The sequence below is a fragment of the Paenibacillus hebaui genome (assembly GCF_051934385.1).
In the GTDB taxonomy this organism is placed as follows: Bacteria; Bacillota; Bacilli; order Paenibacillales; family Paenibacillaceae; genus Paenibacillus.
This window is the reverse complement of sequence record NZ_CP196836.1, coordinates 5,212,467-5,234,541: the sequence shown is the minus strand read 5'-3', so window position 1 is coordinate 5,234,541 and position 22,075 is coordinate 5,212,467. Positions and strand designations below refer to the sequence as shown.

Sequence of the window (22,075 nt, the reverse complement as noted above, 5' to 3'; positions counted from 1 at the left end):
GAGACACCTTAGGTGTTTAGGAGAAAAAAGATAGCAATGGTCGGAGTCAGCATCTTGCTGGCTCTGCTTGTCAGCGCCTGCGGTCAGCCGCAGGAACCAGCGGCGAATCAAGTGAATGAGCTGATACTGAGCGATCAGGGGATCAACCAGAGTCTGAAGGAGCTTGCCCGCCATGAACGCGAAGACATGGAGTTATACAACTCGATTTTAGATAAAGGAAAGAAAAGAAACAGTGACATTGAGGCGATGTTGGATCAGGCAGAGGGTCATATTTCCGAGCGGAGAAAGCTGCTGGAACAAGCCGAATCAGTAATGAACGAGACCAAAGAACAGACCGAAGCATTGCGAATCTCTCTGGCGGAACTTTCCTTTGAGAAGGAAGAGAATCTGGTACAGGCCCAAATCGTGTTGGACCAATATGAGGAGAGAGCGCAATCGTTTGCAGCGTTTGTTGTATTCTACAAACAAAGTCTTGATGCAGATGAAGAAATGTACTCATTGATGCGAGACAAGGCGAAGCCGAATCTGGTCAAGATCAAACGTGCGATCCGGGAGCGCAATAGCCAGTATGCAAAGCTCGCCGAATTAAGACAACAGTTCAACAAGCAGACAAAGGCATTCAATGTAGCTAATGAGAAGTTGGTGCAGATGGAGCAAGCAAGCTGACTTTAGAACGTTATCCGTGGGTTATCAAGCATTTGCATGATTGAGCTACCTTTCAGCCGTGTAAGTAATACTAAGCAATCAAGTTAGTCAAGCAACATGGACAAGCATCATTGCGTATAAGCTAACGGAGGTGTTCATATGCGGAATACAATGAATATTAGTGCGTCATTTCTTGTTTTATTAATGGGATTCTCCCTTGTGGCCTGTGGCAACAGTAAACCTACTGCTCAGCCACCCGCGAACAATACAGAAGTACAGACACCGGCCCCGGAACAGCAGCCTGAGGAACATGCTGCGATAAAAGCCAAAGGCGTTTTAACCGGATGGGCAGATCCGCACACGGTTGAGATTCGAGTGAATGAGAAGCCGATGTCTTTCCAAGTGGGGGAAGATGTGCAAAAGTCTTTGGATGACATTGACGATGAGGATTCCGTTCAATTCAAATATGTCGAAAAAGCCATTGAAGGCGATCCAACGACCAAACAGTTGATACTTAAAGAGATTGTGAAAATTGAATCTGATGATGACAGCGATAGTTCAACTGTAGGCGGTAACGTTACATCGGATCGTCCTAAGACAGCTAAGCTGGAAGTGACCGTAGAAGGGATGACGGAGAAACGCCCCGTCACACTTGCCCAAGGGAAAGGGTACTCGCTTTATGTGTTTGAACCAATGACTTTTGATACGGATGATCAGGAATTGACCATGAAGATTGATCCCGATTATGAGGTCGAGATTGAAAAGCTGCCTTCGAATTATAAGCTGGATAATTTGAAGATCGATGCCAAGGAAGAGTTGGCCGAGACCGGAAAAGTGAAACAATTAAGCAAAGAATCGCTCAGCAAAGGCCCGATGAAAGAAGCAAGATTGTTCATGATGGCTCAAAACAATAAGAAGACCGAATATGTTATTGTGAAAGAGTTGGATGGCAATGGCTTCATCTTCCATATTAATGCACCTATCGGCGAACCATCCGAAGGTTTTATGCCTATGGTTTATGCATCGCTTAACTCCATGATGAATGAGTAAGGGCGATCTTGTATTTAATAGGTATGCTGTGAGATTTAGGTAGAAAAAAGTTCTATTACCGCTGTTATATGAGGTGGTCTGTTCCTTGGAAACAAGAGAGCAGGCTGCTTTTTATTTTGAAATTAAAATATGAAAATGGATGGGCCTGCCCGTTCTACAGATTTCGCATAAGGCTGATGCACTGTCCAAGGAAAACATGAAACACCTTTACGCCATATCTGGGCTTGTGGGAGAATGGGAGTAATGATTGGAGATATGGATTGCAGAGGAGGGACAACGATGCTGCAAAAGGATCGTTTTCACGGATGTTTAACAGGACTTGCAGTGGGGGACGCATTAGGAACAACAGTGGAATTCAGCAGCCCTGGTACGTTTGAGCCGGTTACTGATATGGTGGGCGGCGGTGTGTTTGATTTGGCTCCGGGACAATGGACGGATGATACGTCGATGGCCCTGTGTCTCGCGGAAAGTTTGGTAAGAAAAGAAAGCTTCGATCCTGCGGACCAGATGCGCAGATACACCAATTGGTATAAGGTTGGCTATATGAGCAGTACAGGAACCTGCTTTGATATTGGCGGAGCTACACGCAATGCGCTTGAGCGGTTTGCAGCAACAGGTGAGGCATACAGCGGGTCAACCGATCCGATGACGGCAGGCAACGGCTCCATTATGAGACTCGCGCCTGTAGCGATGGCTTACGCGAATCAGCCGGAGGAAGCGGTGTATTATTCGCAGCCGAGCTCTCGGACAACTCATGCAGCGACGGAAAGTATTGAAGCATGTGAGGTACTGGCAGCAATTCTGGTTGCGGGAATTTGTGGAGCGGACAAGGATGTTATGCTGATGCCTGAGACATGCCGACAGTGGAGGGGAAAGCCTTCTTTTTCACCAGCAATCGAAGAGGTCGTTTTAGGTTCTTACCGGCACAAGGAACCGCCCGAAATTAAGGGGAGTGGATATGTGGTTCGTTCACTTGAAGCGGCTATATGGGCATTTCATAAGTCCTCAAGTTTTGAGGAAGGCGCATTGTTAGCTGTCAATCTGGGTGATGATGCGGATACAACGGGGGCTGTGTACGGGCAAATTGCGGGTGCCTATTATGGGCTCAGTGGCATTCCGGCACACTGGCGAGAGAAGCTCGCGATGAGCGAAACACTCCATCAATTAACAGATGCCCTGTGGCTGAAAGCGACAGGAAGTCGTTTTTGATTTCAAACTTGGTGAGATGAAGTGAGAGAGTAAGAGCTAAACAGATAAAGAAAGAGACAGGAGAAGAAAACATCTATGAGTACGACAGGACACAAGATCGAACCACAGGCTTCGCAGTCCGGTAAACGAGGGGCGTTTCCATTATCCCTGTTATGCCTGACGCTAGGGGCTTTTGCCATTGGCATGACGGAGTTTATTATTATGGGCCTGCTGCCCAATGTGGCGGCGGATTTGAATGTGAGCATACCCCAAGCAGGACAGTTAATTACGGGCTATGCGCTCGGTGTGGCGGTAGGTGCGCCAATACTTACCGTGTTCACTCACAAGATTCCGCAGAAAAATCTGCTGGTGCTGCTGATGTGTATTTTTATTATCGGTAACGCATTGTCTGTGATTGCTCCGACTTATGGGCTGCTCATCTCGGCACGTATTCTGACGGCATTTGCCCATGGTACGTTTCTGGGTGTAGGATCGCTGATGGCAACACGATTGGTTGCACCGGAGAGAAGAGCAGGAGCGGTATCTGTTGTACTGGCTGGATTAACGATTGCCAATATTATTGGCGTTCCTTTTGGTACATTCATCGGGCAACAGCTTGGATGGCGGTCATCGTTCGGGGCCATTACTATACTGGGCATTATTTCGTTATTCGGAATCATTCGTTTCATTCCCGTGATCCAGCAGGGACCCCCTGCAAACCTGGGGCAGCAATTCCGGAATCTGGTTCGCCCGCAGGTGTTATTGATACTACTCATTGGTGCGCTGGGGTGTGGAAGCCTGTTCACAGTGTTTACGTATATAACACCAATGCTTGTCGATATTAGTGGATTTGCCGAGCAGAGCGTGACCTGGATTCTGGTGCTGTTTGGTGTTGGTGTTACATTGGGCAATATGCTGGGCGGCCGTTTGGCGGACTGGAAGCTGATGCCTTCCCTGATCGTCAACTTCGGTATACTGGCAATTCTACTGGCGGCATTAACGTTGACGCTGGACAATCCGTACCTTGCGGTAATCACTATATTCTGCTGGGGAGTTGCGGCGTTTGGTATAATGCCAGGGTTGCAAATTCGAATTATGAATATGACCCGCGAAGCGCCGCTGCTGGCGACAACGTCGAGTCACTCCGCGTTTAATCTGGGGAATGCAGGAGGCGCCTATCTGGGCGGGTTTGCAATTATGCATACGGGGCTCATCTCGGTACCGTTGTATGCAGCAGTCATTGCCGCATGTGGATTGCTGGGTTTGCTCATCAGCCTAATGATGGAACGCAAACAGACCTTGCCCAAAGGCCCGGACGTGGTTAAGCCAGTATCGGTACACTAAAAAGATCGTCAAGAAAGCCTCAGCCCTCCTGTTTAAAACAAGGAAGCTGAGGCTTTTTTTAGTGTACTGTTTTAATAGATTTCAAGCTCATTGATTCGCACATAGTTTGTTTGATGGGCAGGACCTTTGCTCGCTACGACACGGACCTTGGAGGTGCTGACCGCTGTAAATGCATGCGATCGTTTCAACTCCTGATTTCCTGTGATCTGAACGAGGTTCACCCAAGTTGTGCCGTTCCAGTATTGCAGATCATAATTGGCAAGCGGGTATCCCTGGGAAGTATACAAATCGATCCGCTGGATGGATTTGGCCGCCTGCAAGTCTAATACGACATATTGGGGAAGCGGGGAATTTTGGTTATTGGCCCAGCTATAGTTTTCACCCAATGTCGTGTTCTGGTCCCCATCATTGATTCGAGCGGCGGAATATCCTGGGTAGGTGGAATCTACCGTGATGGTGGCATTCCGTGCCAAGTTCTGTCCGGTTGTCGGATTTTTCACCAGCCTGACCAGGTTCCACCGCAGCTCGAAGAGCTTGAAGGATTTATTAAATACGGCTCCTTCCCCTTTGACGAGAGCATCAATGGTTAGAGACATGGTACTCGGCACGTTATTGCTGCTTGTCCATTTCCCGGTGCCCTCAATTCCGGCGAAAACACTCACCTCCAGTATTTTCTTCCCAGCGATTTTCAGCCCTACTTCTGCTTTGGCCCCGGCCCAAGCCGTGATCTGTCCCTCAATTTTATGAGTTACCGTAAGATATCTGTTTACATTACTGTAAGGCTGGATTTTGACAGGAATGAAGACACGTGTTTTTCCTTTGACTCCCGCAGTGACCGTGTATCCCTGATCAACCTGGAATTCAAAGGTGACGTTGCCGTCAACGCCGATGACAAGGAATACCCCAACCGATACGGCTCCCAGACTGCCTGCATTGAGATTTAAGCCCATGATCGGTACTTTAACCTCTTTTTTGAATTTGGCATCGCCCTTGATGTAGATGTTGGCTTTTTCTCCGGCTGTAAATTTCAGATCATATTTTCCCCAGAAGCCGTATTTCCCCGTAACTTTGGGTGTAATTAGAGTAAGCTTACCGCCAGCTTCGACGTAGACTTTGTTTCCGTTTGCATTTTGTTGATTCACAAGCACTTTCTTAAAGTCACATACAAATTCGTTGCCAGATTTTTTGCAGTTGGCAAAATCTCCTGCTCCGGCGGCACGAATCACATCATTCAAATCCATAGAATTGGTCTCGATTGTTTCCGCTTCCATATCATTTTGGATGGTATTGTCTATGTTGAATTGCTGGATATCAGAATCGCCAGCGATATCTGAATCGGATGAGGAGGCGGTATCCTGGATAAGCAAATCCGTGCTGTCTATCACCATGTCAGGGTCAGGCATGACGATATTGCGTTCTTCGAAAGATACCTCCTGCTCAGGAATATCATAGTAGTCGAATAATTCTTCCACACCTGGGGTGGTGTATTCTACCCGTACTCCACTTGAGCTTTTATTGGTACTCGCCACTTTGATGGCCCGGGCAGAGGACTGATCTAGAAAGATCTGACCTGGGACAAGGCTGTTGCCGATCTGAGCGGCCTCCTGGGCATTAAGTTCTACAGAGCCTTTATCTTCAACCGTTTCAAAGACCGCATTCACCACCGGAAGCTTGTTTACGATCGAGGAAGGCATGGGAAGGGTCGGCTTTAACTTATAATCCACCTGCTCAAACTGACCTGAGGAAGTAATGGGATTGCTAATCGCCAGTCCGTCCTCGGAAACTTGAAATGAGATTCGGAAATAGGCTTCTGTAACTGGAGCATTATAGTTGGTCTTACCTGCCCAGATCCAGCGTGCGCTGGTTTCCTGAGGCATGCCGCTGACCTGTTTCCAGGGATCACTGCCATACCGACCGAAGTCAGTAGCGCGTGACCATGACGCATCATCGAAATTTTGTTGCTCCCAACCCTCAACATATCGTTCGGATACTTTCCAGTTGAAGTCGGTAACTATATTTTCATCCCCATAGCTAAGATCTGCGAGCAGCCCCGCATAGATACCGATATCCTTCGCTTGTACTGCAATGACATTTTTACCGGTTTGGATCTGAACAGGGAACGTATAGGCCTTGCTCCAGTCAGTGCCTTTCCCCGTTTGCTTGCCGTTTACAAAAAGGGTGAATTCATCATCAGCCGTTAATGTGATTTTTCCTTCGTTGTTAGATGCACCATAAACATGAGAAGGCCACAGACCTACCAGTAAAGGAAGTAATAACGCAATGACCAGAAATGAAGCCCAGGCTTTTTGGATCGACGAGCGCACTGTGTGCATAATCATTTTCCTCCCAGAAAATAAAATAGTGGCAAAAGAGATTGTCCTAAGCGTCGGAATTCTTTTGTAGTGTTTCTCAGAAGAAGAATACTGCCAGTCTGTTGAAACTTGGCATGCTCACCCCCTTTTGAAGTTTATGATAAGGTAAAATATTCAATATAACAACATAATTTTACAATTTTGAAGTTGTCGTTTGGGGGGAGTGCTGAAGAAATAACCGAATCTTGTAAGAACTCAAGTTGAAACTTTCAAAGAGAGCAAATTTTGTTGCATGAAATGGATAAATAAGTTTTAATAGACTATATAAGTAATTTCAAGCGCTATAATAAAGTATATCCTACATAGAGCATGATGAACTGAAAGGGGGTGATCAAGTTATTTTTGTAAGGGCTTTCAATGCGGGGTATGGAGGATTCATTGAAGGCCTGTTTGCAAGAAGGTTGCAGAAAGTGGCTCTTCAGCATCAAGCAAGATGTAGTGAATCTTTCAGAACAGTCATACTTAATCTTTCCAAATTGAGAGGAGAAAAGTGAAATGAAAAAACGTCTTTCTATCATTTTAAGTCTTTCGATGGCTGTTGCAATGGTTGCACCAACGATGGCTTTCGCCACGGATTCCAGCCAGGGTGCTCAGAACGCAGTATATGAATCACAGAATGTATCCAGCAACGAAGCGGGCAACACTCTGGCTGCAAGCCAGGTCGTACCCGCACCACCTGGCTATGACTCATATCGAAACAATATTCCGCATGGCAATATGAATCTGATCTCCTATTATTCCACAACTGTTGGAAATACTCGGAAAGCACAAGTGTACACACCGCCTGGATATTCACCGAATAAAAAGTACAACGTCCTGTATCTCCTACATGGTATCGGAGGGGATGAGTATGAGTGGGTTAACGCGATGAAACCAAAGAACATTCTGGACAACCTGTATTCCGAAGGCAAGCTGTCACAGATGATCGTGGTATTCCCAAATGGTCGCGCCATGAAGGATGATCGCCCGGTCGGTGACATTTTTGCCCCGGATAAAGTGGCTGCATTTGAGAGATTTGAACAAGACTTGCTCAAGGATCTGATCCCTCATATCGAATCGAATTATCCGGTTTACAAGGATCGGAATAGTCGTGCACTGGCAGGTTTGTCTATGGGTGGCGGCCAATCCCTCAATTTCGGGTTGAAGAATCTGAATACCTTCGCCTGGGTAGGAGCCTTCTCCGCAGCACCGAATACAAAGTCGGTGTCGGAGCTGGTTTCCAATCCGGGAGAAGTAGCAAGCAAACTCAAATTGTTATGGATATCTTGCGGAGCGAGTGACGGTCTGTTATGGGTCAGCCAGAATTTCAAAAACGGCTTGAGCAGCATGAACATTCCGCATACCTGGTATCAGGATGTGGGCGGGCACGAACCGTCTGTCTGGAACAGCGGGCTCTATCAGTTCTCGCAACGCATCTTTAAGTAATCCGCAGGCATCCATATAGCGAATGAGCAACGGCCTCAGTTCTGTCTTGCACAGAACTGAGGTTTTTTGGTACGTGAGTTAAGCCATCGGTTTGTTTCTCTCATTCTCGAAAGACGGCCTCTAATGTTGCTGAGAGCATATTGAATAGAGTCCTCTTTTTTCGAATGTACATACGTGAAAACGTTCTGGATCTCTGCCTACATATAATAGATCGTATCGTTCTTGTTCTTATATTCGCTCAGACCAGAGGATGAGAGCTACCGAATCTGAGACACTTTATACAAGGGTTTGAAGCGCCTGCAGCAGGTTAAAGAACCTGAGACACGCTATTTCGGAAATTTAGAACCGTTTGTCGCTTTTTTTAGAGAATTTTAGGAAATAACGTGTCTGGTGTTCCTTACGTTTGAAAATGAGAGCTTTGGTCCAAATAAGACGTCCTAGGTTCCTTAAAAAAAGTCCATGCTGAATCCTCGTGAATCACCTTGAATCCTTCTGAACTCTATTAAATCTAAACCTAACTGAAGCCTCCTATGCTAATGCTTCTATCCGAATACTCCGGCATATGAATCGACACTATCAGGCTTGTGAACACTTTCCGGCCCGCCTTCATGCCGCAAGGATAGTGAGGGCTTCTGACTCGGTTCAGGGCTAGGAGCTACGAAAGGACCATGGAACGGACGATGAAGCAAGCATGGGCCAAGTGGCATGCCTGAGTTGGAAGACACGCGAAAGCTCGTTCTCTTCAACATTTGAGCACTCGGACGTGGAGACATGTGTTCATGTTATAAGTATTTGTTGATTGTTTTATTTCAATTATCTCTATTTCTATTAAGGAGTCGATGAAATGTTCTACTATAAAGGTGCTTTTCGCGAAATGGACAATATCATCTACTTTAAAAGCGATGTTCCATTAGCCCAAAATGATGTCGTCCTATTCGGCGAGAAAAAATATTTTATCGAAAGTGTGGAGAAAGAATTTCTCCTGCTTCAACGAGTGGGAGCTATCGTTTCCGTGAGTGTGTGAACTTTGCAAGGTTCTCTCCTTTTTCAAGTGTACGTGCACTTCTGGGCCTCTGCCTACATACAATAGATCGACCCTGTTCCCACATGTGCTCAGGCCAGATCGTTGTAAAACTGCAGGAGGTGTCATCTGTGCCCGGATTGTTTACCGCAATTGCCCTGTTCATCAAAGAGTTAACGTTACTCGTCTCGTATGTCAAAAATAATGCGTTCCCCCAGCCACTGGCTGAGGATGATGAAGCCAAACATTTACGCCTCATGGCTGAAGGCAACGCACATTCACGTAATTTGCTTATCGAACACAATCTGCGCCTCGTCGCGCATATTGTCAAGAAGTTCGACAATACGGGAGAAGACCAGGAAGACCTGATTTCCATCGGAACGATTGGTTTGATCAAAGCCATTGAAAGTTTTCAACAAGGCAAAGGAACCAAACTTGCCACCTTTGCGGCGCGATGTATTGAAAACGAAATACTTATGCATTTGCGTTCCCTGAAGAAAACACGCAAAGACGTATCCCTCCATGATCCCATTGGTACGGACAAAGAGGGCAACGAAATCACATTGATCGATATCCTCGGAACAGAAGCCGATGACGTTGTAGATAAGGTGCAGCTCAAAATTGAAAAAAGCAAAATTTATCGCAATCTCGACATTTTGGATGATCGGGAGAAGGAAGTTGTGATTGGCCGCTTCGGCCTGGAGGCAGGCGGGGAAGAACGCACCCAACGCGAGATTGCCAAGGAGCTTGGGATTTCACGCTCCTACGTATCCCGGATTGAAAAACGAGCGTTAATGAAGTTGTATCACGAGTTTTATAAGCAGAAATAAAGAGCTGATTCGAACAGAGGGCTGCCTTTCGTGATGAGGAAGGGGCCTTTTTGCTGTGAAACCTTCTGTTTACCAAGGACTTCTAGATAACTAGGGAGAAATAAGTTTTAAAATATTACTTTATCCAGCACAAATACTGGACATTTTTTTGTCGATGAACGTTTGATAGTCTCCTTCGCTCATTTTAATTACTGGATGTACACAGGATGGGGAGTTTAGTGTATCAAAGTCTGCGTTACAACGGGAACTCGTAAATTGCTATTTATTGAGGATAAATATTTTTAATCGCTCTATTTAGGCTCACCCAAGAGATTTCTTCCCGTGAAGCTTTTGAATACTTAATACTATTGTTCGGAGGATTAGAAAATAAAGGTTTGCAATCAAAGTAGTTATTCCACGGTAACTTAAGTGTACTTAATTTTTAGCTGAAAATGACTGAGTGAAGGAAAGTCTCTTGCTATGATGAAATCAACTCATGACTTGAACGCTTATTTTACTGTCCGTATTCGTCTTAGCAACTTGGCCCAATGGAAATGAAAGGGGTTTAGCTTCAAGTTTGTTTATTAGGAACTGATCTGCCCAATCCAGTAATTTAATTAAAAATAGACTAAGGAAATAATTGAGCTGAGAGATAGACGAATCTTCTATTAAGAAGCTATTGAAATATACTACAATTATTTTCACGATAATTTTAAGTGATGTTTATAATACCTTTTTTTGTAATTGAAAAGATTGTATAATTCTTTTAATAGTATCTATAGAGATTACAATCGCCTTTAATAGTCTAAGGGTGGACAATAAAAATCACAAAGGGGATTGGTGATTATGAGTGCAATGTCATCTAAAAATGAATTATTACCATTAGCACCTGAAAATGAAATCTTCAGAGAATCTCTTGTTAGACACATTAGGGATATGTTCAATAAAGAAAGAACCAAAATATTATTAGAGGGTCCTGGAGCTAGTGGGAAAACAATTTTATTATCTCAGTTTGTTAGATTGCAACCGGATAAGTGTATATCATTTTTTATAAAAGATAATTTCTGGAATACGAACTTGTCATTCTTTTTACTTGAACTTTGCCTTCAGATGCAACAAATTCCAGCCATATCAGCTAAATTCACTAAAGAAATATCTCATGAATCATTACATGAGGAGCATTTTATAAAACAATTGTTCTATCGTATGTCAAGAGAATTAGTAACTTATATTAAGAGAACTGGAGATGGCCCATTCTATTTTGTAATTGATGGATTAGATAAGATTAATTACATAAACGGCGAAGAGAATATTCTAAGTCATCTTCCGATGGATGATCCAGCTGGGATATTTATATTACTAAGTTCAAATGAAAAATTAGAGGGTTATGTGAAATCTGACTCGGTGCCGATTCAAAATTTTTCTTTAGAAGAGACAGAAAAATATTTTTTTGAAATTCTAACAAAACCACAAATCAAAAAAATTTATGATATCTCTGAGGGAATGCCTGGATATTTAGCTGATACTTTAAGATCTCTGAAAAAAGTGGACTCAGATAAATTTGATTCTTTGATAAACCATTTACCTAATAATTATATTAAATTAATTGAAACATGCTGGAACGGACTAGACAAAGATAATAATGAATTAATGAATGTTTTGTCAGTATTGGTTAGTTCTCCAGAACCTATTTCAAAGGGGAAACTTTCAGAAATCTTGAATCTCAGTGAAGAAGAGATTGATCATTGCATCTCTGACTTGGTTTTCGTTCAGTGTAGCGAAAACACAAGTTTCATTGAATTTAACAATACATATAGAACATTTATCTCTAATAAATTAGATGAACTAAATATTTCAACCACTCAGTTGTTAATTACCTACTACGAAGGTAAACAAGTAGAAGACTCTGCTGTGTTCCTTCCCGCTTTATATATAAAAAATAATAATTATGAATCTCTAGTCAAATTAATAAATATCCAAAATTTAACAAAATTACTAGGGGCTCAAAGAAACGTTTCATTAGTAAGAAGAATAATAAGATCTCTTTCCGAAATGGCATATGCACGTGATGACAGCCAAAGATTATTTTGGGGAGCATTAACTGAATCATTTTTTACAGAAATAATCTCAAACCCTCCCGTTGTTGAGAATCAGGTAAAAGCACTACTGGCACAGGATAATTTTGAGAGTGCTAACCAGTTAGCATATAATTGTGTTCTGCCAGAAGATAGACTTATGTTATTTGCTAAAATAGGGAGTGAAATGATCAAGAAAGAACAACCGATCCCTCTAGAGATTTTGAAAACATTAGAAGAGTCAGTTGAACTAATTGATAATACTCTTGAATTAACAGAAATCTTAACTGAGAAATTACTTGACATATGTACAGACCTGATAACATTTCAGACAAAATTAGCTTTGAAATTAATAGAGAAAATAGCGGAATCAAGGGGGAATTCAAATTATAAGAATAGGTTGATGGATATTTTGCTGACAAATGTTTTGATTAAAGCGGGTCCAGATGATTCAACCGCAGAAAAAATAAAGTCTCAGATCAGTAATGACTCTCTTAATGATTTTGCTAAAGCAGCATCCTCAGTATTGGAAAAAGTAACTGTGGATGAATTATTTCTGCAAGTAGAACAAATATCTGATATATCAGCTAAAATTTATTTGTTACAGTCATGGTGTAATTTGAACGACACTAATCATAAAATATGTGAGGTTATTAGATATGCTTTAGATCTCATAAAGTTTAGTGATGATTATGCTCCTACTCAACTTCATCTAAGAAAACTTGCACAGTGTTTGTTACCTAGCATAGATTTACATGATGAAAAAGAATTAAAGTTATTAATTGATGAGTTTGACAAATTAAAAGAAACGATTATTAAGCATCCCATTGACGAAAATGCCAGATTAGACTTGATATTAGCATTAGTTATAAAAAAGTGGTCTCCCGAAGAAGCAACTGCTAGATATTACAATGTTTATTTTGCCATAGATAAGATTCAAGATATAGACATACGCTGTTTTGTAATAGTAAGATTATTGCTTACTCATAAAGAATTAGTTCCGCTAGATATAAATCTCGAACGAGAGTTTGTAACAGGATTAAGTGATTTCTTTGAAAATTTAATTAACACATCTGCTGACCATTTGGAGATAACTAGAAAATTGATTGCAGCTCTGACAAAATATGATCCTGAATTGGCAGTTTCGTTTTCTAAAAAATTAAACAGAGCGAACAGAAGGGACTTTGCGTATGGAGAAGTTCTTAGAGAATATACTTCGGACTCTTCTAATAATCATTCAGTCAATTTTATTCATCAAACATTAAATCTAATTATAAACAAAAGTTATCAAGATTGGGTTTATGTACAAATCATTAAGCGATTTACAAAATCAGGATTCAATACTCCTTACAATGAAAAATTAAAATACTTGGATAATATCTTATTAATTGAACATTCTACAGGGAGAACTCTTGCTATTACTTATTTTATTAATTGGATTTACAAAGATGATTCAACAAAGGCTGAACAATTATTTGAGAAACTTATTAAATCTTACGAACAAATTGATTGTTTATGGGAGCAAGTTTCATGTGGATTTGATGTTTCAAGCGTGCTTGCTCAATCTGACAGGGAACTCTCTTTACAAATTTTTATGTTAGCAGAAACAAAAAAGAGTAGTTCTGTTTTTGCTGATCAAAGAATAACCATGTTATATATAGAAATTATTAAAATAATAATAAGAATTGTACCTGACATCTTAAATAGTAAGGATGGAAAAGAAAGAATAGCATACTGTGTAAAAGCGATACAACAGATTCCATCTGCTATTGATAGAAACCGATTAATGGGAAGTTTAGCTTTGAAATGTCTACTTTATAATAAGAGAGATTTTTTTAATGATATTTCAACAATTGTATTATCTGAAATTGAGCATTGTTCTGATGAGGTGAGTCTACAACAAATAATTATTGACAGTGCTCCGTTATTATTTGAAGTAGAGCGTAACGTGTTGTTTAACAAATTAGAAGCTCTACCAGAATATTTGAGAGACGGTGCGCTTGACGGTGTACTAAAATATCTGTTTACAAAACGAATTCCTATAGACCCAGTAAGTATTTCTAATTATCCATCAAAGTTGAATTTCGCAGAAGCATTGAAAGTATTAGAGTTAATTAAACACCTTAACATGGATGCTGTTATTTACTGCTACATTGACAAACTTGTTGAATCGGTAACTTATAGACAAGAGAGTAAGCTGAAAACCTCGTTAAACGAAAGACAGGTTCTTACTATTGCGGAGGCTCTTTTAGCAATAGTAAACGAAAAATTACCTGATAGGAACAATATTGCACATGATGGTTATAAAATTACATGTAAAATTTCTATTAACAAGTTGAAAGAGTCTTTGAGGAGTTCTGGTATATTTCGTGCCAGTGCACGTTGGGATCCATTGAATTTATCTTGGGAAGAAATCAAAAGAGAGATTATTTCAATACCTAACTCTGCTGATAAAGTGCTATTGCAGGCTACAGCAGCATCCGAAGCTTATTTTGCCGACAAACCTTTCGCAGAATCTATAATTGCAACAGCGGAAGCTAATCTACAAGATATTTCTAATTCTATTGACAGGGCTGGTCGATTCCAACTTGTAGCCAAATCATATAATGAGATGTCAAATTCAAAAGCAGCTAGGTTTTTGCTTGAAGAAGCTGTTAAGCAATCTAATGCTTTTGCAAGTCAGGAGTCAAGAGATCAACTTTTGGGAGGGGCTGTTGAATTAGCTCATAGTATAGACCCTAATTTTGCAAGTTCTTTAGCTACTAGTATAGATTCACCAATGTTTATGTCAAAATCTCAAGAAAAAATATTAGCTCTTAATCTTCGGAGCGATCCTTCAAAGCTAGATTTATCTAGAAAAGAAGAGTATCTTCCTGTGATTTCATCAGCTTGTGAAAGCATTTTAAATTCATTATACTCAGGCAGAGGTGTGATACAACATGAAGCAGTTGTTTCAAAATGGATGTATTGTTGTCTGGGGTACGATTTCGAGACAACTTCTAGCATAGCTCTCTGGTATGTAGAGAACTCTATTATTTCTCGTAGCAAATCTTTGTCAACTCCAAGACTCGAAGCACTTTATTCAGAGTCGCTTCAATTATTGGATATGATTGCTAAAATGGGGCAAGTTGTCAATAATATGGCAGCCACTTCAGAAACATCGACTTTTCTTGAGAATGTTGCACCAAAAATGCAAACTTTTAGCATAGGCCAAAAAGAGGCGGCAATAGAATTTTTGAGAAATTGGATGTCGGATAATGCTACTGAATATGTCAAGATATATGATGCGTATTTCGGTCCTAGTGATTTAGAACTGCTAAAATTTATACCACAGAACGTTGATGTGAGGATACTCTGCTCATTAAAACAGAAAGATTTAGATATATCAGTTATTCATGAGAGATACAAGCAAGAATGGAGAAACATTTGTGATCAGAATCCTCCAGAGACTAAGGTGTATATATATTCAACACCATCTGGGCGGACACCTCAGCACGATAGATTTATTGTTACTGATAAAGCTGGTTTAGTTTTGGGGACTTCTTTAAACGGTTTAGGCAGCCGTGATACCGTAATCAATATCATTGATTTTGACGAAAAAATGAAAATAGAAAGGCAGATTATAGATGAACTAATTATTAATCAACCTAGATTTGTTGGTGATGAACGTTTAATCAGCCGCACATTTTCTTTTGAAGTATAATGAGACATAAGGCATCTCTAGAGTTAAACAATCATCACTTTAAAATATTATGATATGAAACTAAAAAGAGCAGTAAGAAATTTGATATGCTCCCTTACGGTTGACAGGATAAAAATAAAACCTGCTACTGTAAAGGGAGTTTTTTCATGGTCGAGGGAAAGTATAGTTGATTTATTATTTGTACTGTCTATTTGACGAGGAGTATATCAACCAAAGGTGGCCTTTTTGTTGTACAAAAAAATATAAAAGAAGGGTAGGTATTCGGGGCAGATTATTATATGATGAGTGGTATATTATTTTGCATCGTAGAGAGCATGTACAGAAAGAGAGTGGTGGTTACCATGCAGGAAGAAAGGTTAACAAGGGGATTGAAGAACAGGCACGTACAGCTGATGGCGATTGGAGGTGCAATCGGGACAGGCCTGTTTCTCGGAGCAGGCAAAACGATCCAATTGACAGGGCCATCCATCTTGCTGGCTTATATCATTACGGGTGTTGTGTTATTCCTCATCATGCGTGCATTGGGGGAGCTGCTCTTAAGTAACTTGCAGTATCATTCCTTTGTCGATTTTGTGCGTGATTACCTGGGAAATATGGCGGCGTTTATTACAGGTTGGACCTACTGGTTCTGCTGGATTTCCATCGCCATGGCTGATATTACGGCCGTTGGACTGTATACGCAGTTTTGGTTTCCAAATGTACCTCAGTGGATGCCAGGGTTAATTGCGCTGGTCATTTTGCTAATCATGAACTTGGCAACGGTCAAGCTGTTTGGTGAGATGGAATTTTGGTTTGCCCTGATTAAAGTCGTGGCCATTCTGGCACTTATTGTTGTTGGTTTATATATGATTTTCAAAGGCTTTACAACGGATCAGGGTCCAGCGAGTTTCACCAATCTGTGGAGTCATGGGGGATGGTTTCCGAATGGACTGCATGGATTTATCATATCGTTCCAGATGGTGGTGTTCGCTTTTGTAGGCATGGAACTGGTAGGACTGACAGCGGGCGAAACGGAGAACCCGGAGAAGGTTATTCCGAAAGCCATTAACCAGATTCCGATCAGGGTCCTGCTCTTCTATGTTGGGGCATTGCTGATTATTATGAGCATCTACCCGTGGAACGCGATTGTGCCCACTGAAAGTCCGTTTGTACAGGTATTTGCAGCGGTAGGTATTGCGGCAGCGGCTGGTATTGTGAATTTCGTGGTGTTAACATCCGCAGCTTCGGCGTGTAACAGTGCTATTTTTAGTACAAGCCGTATGGTGTTCTCCATGGCAAAGGATCACAACGCACCCGAGTCGTTTGCACGACTGAATAACAGGAAGGTTCCTTCCAACGCACTGTTTTTCTCTACGATCGTTATTTTGATCGCGATTGTGCTGAACTATATCATGCCAGAGGGCGTATTTACGCTGATCACGAGTGTGTCGACTGTATGCTTCATCTTTGTCTGGGGCATCATGGTGATCTGTCATCTCAGATATCGTCGTACCCAGCCGGAGCTGGCGAGTCGCAGTCGCTTCAAGCTACCGTTATATCCGTTCTCCAACTACTTGATTCTGACGTTTCTGGTATTTGTGCTAGTGGTATTGGCATTGGCTGAGGATACGCGAGTGGCGCTATTTGTCACTCCGGTGTGGTTTATTCTGGTTGCTGGGATCTACCTTCTCCAAAAGAGAAACTTGAGCGGTAACAGACAGTAGGTCTTACCTTCGTTGCAAAATAAAGCCGCCCAATGATATTGGGCGGTTATTCGTATTTATGTTCTTGCAGCCTCTTGGCTTTCACGAATGCCCGCGTAGATGGCATCACAGATATCGGTAGTATATTGGCCCGACATCCCTTCAAGTGCCGTATTGGTGAATGCTGCAACACTAAGTTCTTCTTTTGGATCAACAAACCAGGAGTGTCCGTAGGTTCCACCCATTCGCCAAGTACCCGGTGATTCCGGTGTGCCGGCTGCAATAGGGTCTTTAAGTACTGTAAAACCAAGGCCAAATCCTCTTCCCGGCCAATACGGCATTACAAGTTCACCGATTTGATTGGTAGACATCTCAGCGGCAACGGCCTCCGTAAGAACAGGTTTTCCTCCTTGCCGCAGTGTCTCAAGTAAAGTAAGAAAATCTCCGGTACTTCCAACCATACCCGCTCCGCCTGATAAATAAGCAGAAGTATCATTCGCACGATTGGGTGCAAGCCGGAAACCGGCAGTACCTTCAATAAACGGAACCTGCTCCAACTCTTTATGGAGAAGACGCGGTTCTTCAGAACCATCAGCGTATGCGGCGGTCAACCGATCCGAATCCACGGCAACAAAATCAGTGTCGGTCATGTGAAGTGGATGAGTAACCAGCAATTGAACAGCTTCTCTTAATGACATCCCGGTAACCTTTTCGATAACAGCTCCGAGTACATCCGTTGCAATGGAATATCTCCACATGTTTCCTGGCTCATACAGAAGAGGAACAGAAGCGAGCCTTTGAAGATTCTCCTCCAGACTAATTCCAGCCAAATCCATGCCATCTGAGATCCCTGCAAGCTCATAGGTTCCTTGTTCTTCCTGGAAGAAACGGTATGTCAAGCCAGCGGTGTGCGTCATCAATTGATGAACCGTTATTGAAGCGGACTGACCATTGGGAAGCTTGGGCCGGAATGCTGGCAGCCAGCGGGTCACCGGATCATTCAGACTCAGCTTTCCTTGTGAGATCAATGCCAGAGCTGCTGTTGATACAATGGGTTTGGTTACGGAAGCAAGCCGAAACAGAGCGTTTTCCGACATGGTGCGCTTATGCTCCCTGTCCGCGAAACCAGCAGCCCGGCTGTAAACCAGTTCCCCTCCTAATGCAACCTGTACAACTGTTCCTACGATTCTTTTTTCGCTTAGAGCGCGGTCAATGGTTTCATTCACATAAGTATGCAATGTCGTCATGTCTTCTTTCCCCATGCTTATCTTCCTCTCTTCAGATGATGTACTTGATTAATTATTGTGACTGTGTTTATTATATAAATGATTTATCTTGTATCACATAAGCCGTTAAAGGTATTATAATTAATTGGCGAATATACCTAAGGTAATTCTTGATCAGATCCTATATATTAAAGGAGTGCATTTCATGGACGAAATTGATCAGCATATTCTGTATCACTTGGAGAACCAGGCGAGATTATCCATGACCGAATTAGGCAAGCTGGTAGGATTATCTCAGCCCGCTGTTACTGAACGAGTCAAGCGAATGGAAGAAAAAGGGGTTATTGAGGAATATCGTACAGTAATCTCTCCTTCCAAATTGGGCAAGCAGAGCACAGCCTATGTTCTTTTTCGTACCCGGGATTGTTATCCTTTCCTGGATTTCTGCCGTGCGTCACCTGAAGTTGTGGAATGTTATCGGATAAGCGGGGAGTACAATTATTTGCTGAAAATCCTCACAGACACCATCCAGGGACTCGAAGAGTTTGAGAACAAGTGTGATCCGTATGGCACGTATATGACCTTAATTACCATGTCCTCTCCGATTGCCCATAAGAATCTCATGGAGGGACCGAATTTACTGGCACAGGCCAAATAAATGGCTGTCTCTAAAATGAAAAGCAGAAGAGGAGTCCACATCATGTGAACTCCTCTTTCCTCATATCATTAACTTACCTTCCTGTTAATTCGCTCTGGGAAATCCATATTTATAAGCACGCATAGTTACGAGCAACGCAGGAATCAACAGGATAAACAGCGACCCAGGAAGGTATCCAGCTCCAAATAACTCAAGAAGGATGCCGCCGACGATGCCTCCTCCGCCGATCGCCAGATTCCATGCTGTAACCAGCATGGATTGAGCTACATCTGCACTCTTGCCCCCGGCTTGAGCAATGGCAGTTTGCAGCAGTGTGGCTGCCCCGCCAAACGTAAGTCCCCAGATCATGATACCAAGGATAATAATCACAGGTTGGTGAATACCGATCCCCATCACAACAGAAGCTAGGGCGAATGCTGCCATGCTAATGAGAACCAATCCCCTCAAAAACCGGTCGATAAGCAATCCGGTTAACCAAATTCCCACAATGGAAGTAATGCCGAAAATGAGCAAAATCAAGTCTACTCTGTTAGCAAATACGGTCTGGGCAAGGTAGGGAGAAATATAGGTGTATAGGATATTATGGGCAAGCATCCAGGCCAGAACAACAAAGAGAATGGGCCTAACTCCTGGAATTAAAAACACCTTATGCAGCGGAAGACGTTCAGCAGCTGGCTCTCCAGCAAAATCCGGCATTTTCCAGACAACCCATACGATTAAAGCTACGGTCAGAAGAGATACAATCCCGAAGATGAGGCGCCAGCCGATATAAGAACTGAGAAAACTACCGATTGGAACACCAAGGGCTAATGCTAACGGTGTGCCGACCATAGCCACGGCCATGGCCTTGCCTTTTAACGAATCCGGAACCATTCGACGTGCATAACCTGCTGTCATTCCCCATAACACACCCGCAGAGACCCCGGCCATGAAACGAGCAGCAAGTGTCAGTAAGTAATCCGAGGATAAGGCGGTAACGGTGTTGAAGACAAGAAAGCCGCTGATGCATACCAACAGAAGAGGTCGACGTCTCCATCCACGTGTAGCAGCAGTCAAGGGAATGGCAGCAACAAGTGATCCAATGGCATAGAGAGTCACCAACTGTCCGGTGAGGGCTTCAGTGATCCCCAAGTCTTTTGCAATTTGAGGCAGCAGTCCCGCAGGCAGGCTTTCGGTCAGGATGCAAATAAATCCAGCCATGGCTAATGCAAGTAGCCCAGCCCAAGGAAGGCGTTCTGAAGATATGGAAGGTAGCTCCCTTTGGTTTGGGAGGGATGTGTTAGCGCCCATGAATAAAAACCTCATTTCTTATATTTTAATCCTATCCAGAACTATGCATATAAGCTTATCTAAAAAAAACATTCTTTTGCATACAGGATTAAAGGTAAGAAAGAGGTTTTAACATGATATTCCTTTTATTTTGTGAGTTTATCCGTTAATTCAAAGAATTGCAGTCTGTGTAACCATTCAAGGATGATATCGACGGCTTCCATGTACCTTTGGCCTACCAGTAAACCCGTATGAGTCGTATCCCACAGTCCGGCATATTCAGCACGGAGCTGTTCGGCAGTTAGTCTGCCTCTATGCTCCTCGTCTTCACAGGAAACGGCCTTGATCACCAGACTGGGGCAATGGATCAGGTCCCCATTGATGGATACACCGCCATCGGCTCCAAACATAACGGAAAAAGTGCTAAATGCCTTCGATGACTCCATCTGAAGATATTTACGCTGAAATGCAATGTCCTCTGCCGTCTCATCTATACTGGTCAGTTCATCACGGACAGGGGCAGGAATGATGATCCCTGGTGTGGTTCGATCCGTTTCCGGGTAGGGTATAACCTGATGGACTTCCTTACTCAGACTGGTGTCAATTACAATCAGAGCTGCCAGAGTAACGGTTTCGGCAATCTTTTGACTGAGAATACCACCCATGCTGAAGCCGATGAGAACAGGAGGCTCGTTGAACTCGGCTAATACTTCACGAATATCCTCCACATAATCGTTAAAGGTTATCTGTGTCATGTCCATAACCCGGCTTTTGTAATGACTTCTCAGGTTCATGGCACAGCAGGTCCAACCTTGCTCAACAAAATGGGGGATGTATTTGCTCCACATCCAACTACCTGTGTATGCACCATGAACAAAAAGGAGCGGTGGTCTATTGGTCATTGTTTTGGAGTTGGGAACCGCAGTTCCTTCGAATATCTCCAAGTGTAAAGCATGTTCTCCGATCTTCTTTACTTCATGTTCAGGTAGCCATAGGGTGTAGTCCGTCATACAAAATACCTCCTTAAGATATTAGTTTGATATCAAACTAATTGGTCAAAAAAATAATTAGAAGTTGCCGTGAATTTTCACCAAAATTCGAAGCAGTTCTTTTTTCTCCGAATCCGTAACATCTGCATAAAACATATCCAGCATGCGCTGAGATATATCCTCAAAGACCGGCTTTAATTCTTCGCCTTTTGCAGTCAGAGCCACATGGACAACACGCGAATCTGCTGCATCGCGCTCCTTGAGCACGTATCCGGTTCGCACCAACTTGTCCACAAGCGCGGTCACTGTGGATTTATCCTTGCCAATTTTTTTGGCGATCTCGGCCATTGTCATTCTCTGATTATTGTAGAGGGCATAGATGATATCTCCATGGGACGTGGCGAGATCCTCGATTCCCTGCCGGGCCATTTCGGCTAGGATGAAGCGGTTGACCTTCTCTTTAATTTTGGATAGGAGTGAAATAGCATCTCTTGTTTTCATACACGTAATATAGTTTGTTATCAAACTAATGTCAAGCTTAAATCCGTGACTCTTTGCACAGCAGCATACAAAAATGAGTAAGAGAATTTCTTCTCCTGCTCATTGGATGTGCTTCCTT

15 protein-coding genes are annotated in these 22,075 nt (G+C 42.7%); 10 read left to right on the top strand and 5 right to left on the bottom strand.

Annotated features, from left to right (window positions below; translation table 11 throughout):
• Nucleotides 1-12: 12 nt before the first annotated feature.
• From ACR32F_RS23765 to ACR32F_RS23750, 4 genes are all read left to right on the top strand, one after another.
• Complete coding sequence (locus tag ACR32F_RS23765; RefSeq protein ID WP_440111378.1) at nucleotides 13-666, top strand: YkyA family protein; 654 nt, start codon at nucleotides 13-15, stop codon at nucleotides 664-666.
• Nucleotides 667-804: 138 nt separating this feature from the next.
• Entirely contained in the window at nucleotides 805-1,695 is an 891-nt protein-coding gene (locus ACR32F_RS23760) for a hypothetical protein (RefSeq protein ID WP_440111376.1), read from the top strand.
• 243 nt (nucleotides 1,696-1,938) lie between these two features.
• Complete coding sequence (locus tag ACR32F_RS23755; protein WP_440111374.1) at nucleotides 1,939-2,904, top strand: ADP-ribosylglycohydrolase family protein; 966 nt, start codon at nucleotides 1,939-1,941, stop codon at nucleotides 2,902-2,904.
• Nucleotides 2,905-2,979: 75 nt separating this feature from the next.
• On the top strand, nucleotides 2,980-4,227 hold the full coding sequence (locus ACR32F_RS23750) for an MFS transporter (protein WP_440111372.1): 1,248 nt from the start codon (nucleotides 2,980-2,982) through the stop codon (nucleotides 4,225-4,227).
• A gap of 71 nt (nucleotides 4,228-4,298) precedes the next feature.
• Here ACR32F_RS23750 and ACR32F_RS23745 read toward each other — a convergent pair whose 3' ends face one another.
• Nucleotides 4,299-6,560 carry a galactose-binding domain-containing protein gene (locus ACR32F_RS23745; RefSeq protein WP_440111370.1) on the bottom strand — a complete coding sequence of 754 codons (2,262 nt, stop codon included), beginning with the start codon at nucleotides 6,558-6,560 and terminating at the stop codon, nucleotides 4,299-4,301.
• 756 nt (nucleotides 6,561-7,316) lie between these two features.
• On the opposite strand from ACR32F_RS23745, the gene ACR32F_RS23740 reads away from it, so the two are divergent.
• The 5 genes from ACR32F_RS23740 (at nucleotide 7,317) to ACR32F_RS23720 (ending at nucleotide 17,335) form a co-directional block, all read left to right on the top strand.
• Nucleotides 7,317-8,024 (top strand): alpha/beta hydrolase, encoded by a 708-nt coding sequence (locus ACR32F_RS23740; protein WP_440119996.1) that lies wholly within the window; start codon nucleotides 7,317-7,319, stop codon nucleotides 8,022-8,024.
• A gap of 844 nt (nucleotides 8,025-8,868) precedes the next feature.
• Complete coding sequence (locus ACR32F_RS23735; RefSeq protein WP_440111368.1) at nucleotides 8,869-9,048, top strand: hypothetical protein; 180 nt, start codon at nucleotides 8,869-8,871, stop codon at nucleotides 9,046-9,048.
• Between the two features lie 128 nt (nucleotides 9,049-9,176).
• Nucleotides 9,177-9,875, top strand: coding sequence for an RNA polymerase sporulation sigma factor SigK (gene sigK, locus ACR32F_RS23730; protein WP_062329827.1), 699 nt, complete (start codon nucleotides 9,177-9,179; stop codon nucleotides 9,873-9,875).
• An 825-nt stretch (nucleotides 9,876-10,700) separates the two neighbouring features.
• The gene (locus tag ACR32F_RS23725) at nucleotides 10,701-15,632 is read left to right on the top strand and encodes a hypothetical protein (RefSeq protein WP_440111366.1); all 4,932 of its coding nucleotides are present in this window, start codon (nucleotides 10,701-10,703) and stop codon (nucleotides 15,630-15,632) included.
• 341 nt (nucleotides 15,633-15,973) lie between these two features.
• Nucleotides 15,974-17,335 carry an amino acid permease gene (locus ACR32F_RS23720; RefSeq protein ID WP_440119995.1) on the top strand — a complete coding sequence of 454 codons (1,362 nt, stop codon included), beginning with the start codon at nucleotides 15,974-15,976 and terminating at the stop codon, nucleotides 17,333-17,335.
• 56 nt (nucleotides 17,336-17,391) lie between these two features.
• Here ACR32F_RS23720 and ACR32F_RS23715 read toward each other — a convergent pair whose 3' ends face one another.
• Nucleotides 17,392-18,576 carry a serine hydrolase domain-containing protein gene (locus ACR32F_RS23715; protein WP_440111364.1) on the bottom strand — a complete coding sequence of 395 codons (1,185 nt, stop codon included), beginning with the start codon at nucleotides 18,574-18,576 and terminating at the stop codon, nucleotides 17,392-17,394.
• Between the two features lie 169 nt (nucleotides 18,577-18,745).
• Here ACR32F_RS23715 and ACR32F_RS23710 point away from each other — a divergent pair, with 169 nt between their 5' ends.
• On the top strand, nucleotides 18,746-19,198 hold the full coding sequence (locus tag ACR32F_RS23710) for an Lrp/AsnC family transcriptional regulator (protein WP_440111362.1): 453 nt from the start codon (nucleotides 18,746-18,748) through the stop codon (nucleotides 19,196-19,198).
• A gap of 84 nt (nucleotides 19,199-19,282) precedes the next feature.
• On the opposite strand, the gene ACR32F_RS23705 is transcribed toward ACR32F_RS23710, so the two are convergent.
• The 3 genes from ACR32F_RS23705 to ACR32F_RS23695 form a co-directional block, all read right to left on the bottom strand.
• Nucleotides 19,283-20,488 (bottom strand): MFS transporter, encoded by a 1,206-nt coding sequence (locus tag ACR32F_RS23705; RefSeq protein WP_440111360.1) that lies wholly within the window; start codon nucleotides 20,486-20,488, stop codon nucleotides 19,283-19,285.
• A 125-nt stretch (nucleotides 20,489-20,613) separates the two neighbouring features.
• Nucleotides 20,614-21,477, bottom strand: a complete 864-nt coding sequence (locus tag ACR32F_RS23700; protein WP_440111358.1) for an alpha/beta hydrolase — start codon at nucleotides 21,475-21,477, stop codon at nucleotides 20,614-20,616.
• Between the two features lie 57 nt (nucleotides 21,478-21,534).
• A complete protein-coding gene (locus tag ACR32F_RS23695; protein WP_440111356.1) occupies nucleotides 21,535-21,957 on the bottom strand; it encodes a MarR family winged helix-turn-helix transcriptional regulator in 423 nt (140 codons plus the stop codon).
• Nucleotides 21,958-22,075 lie beyond the last annotated feature (118 nt).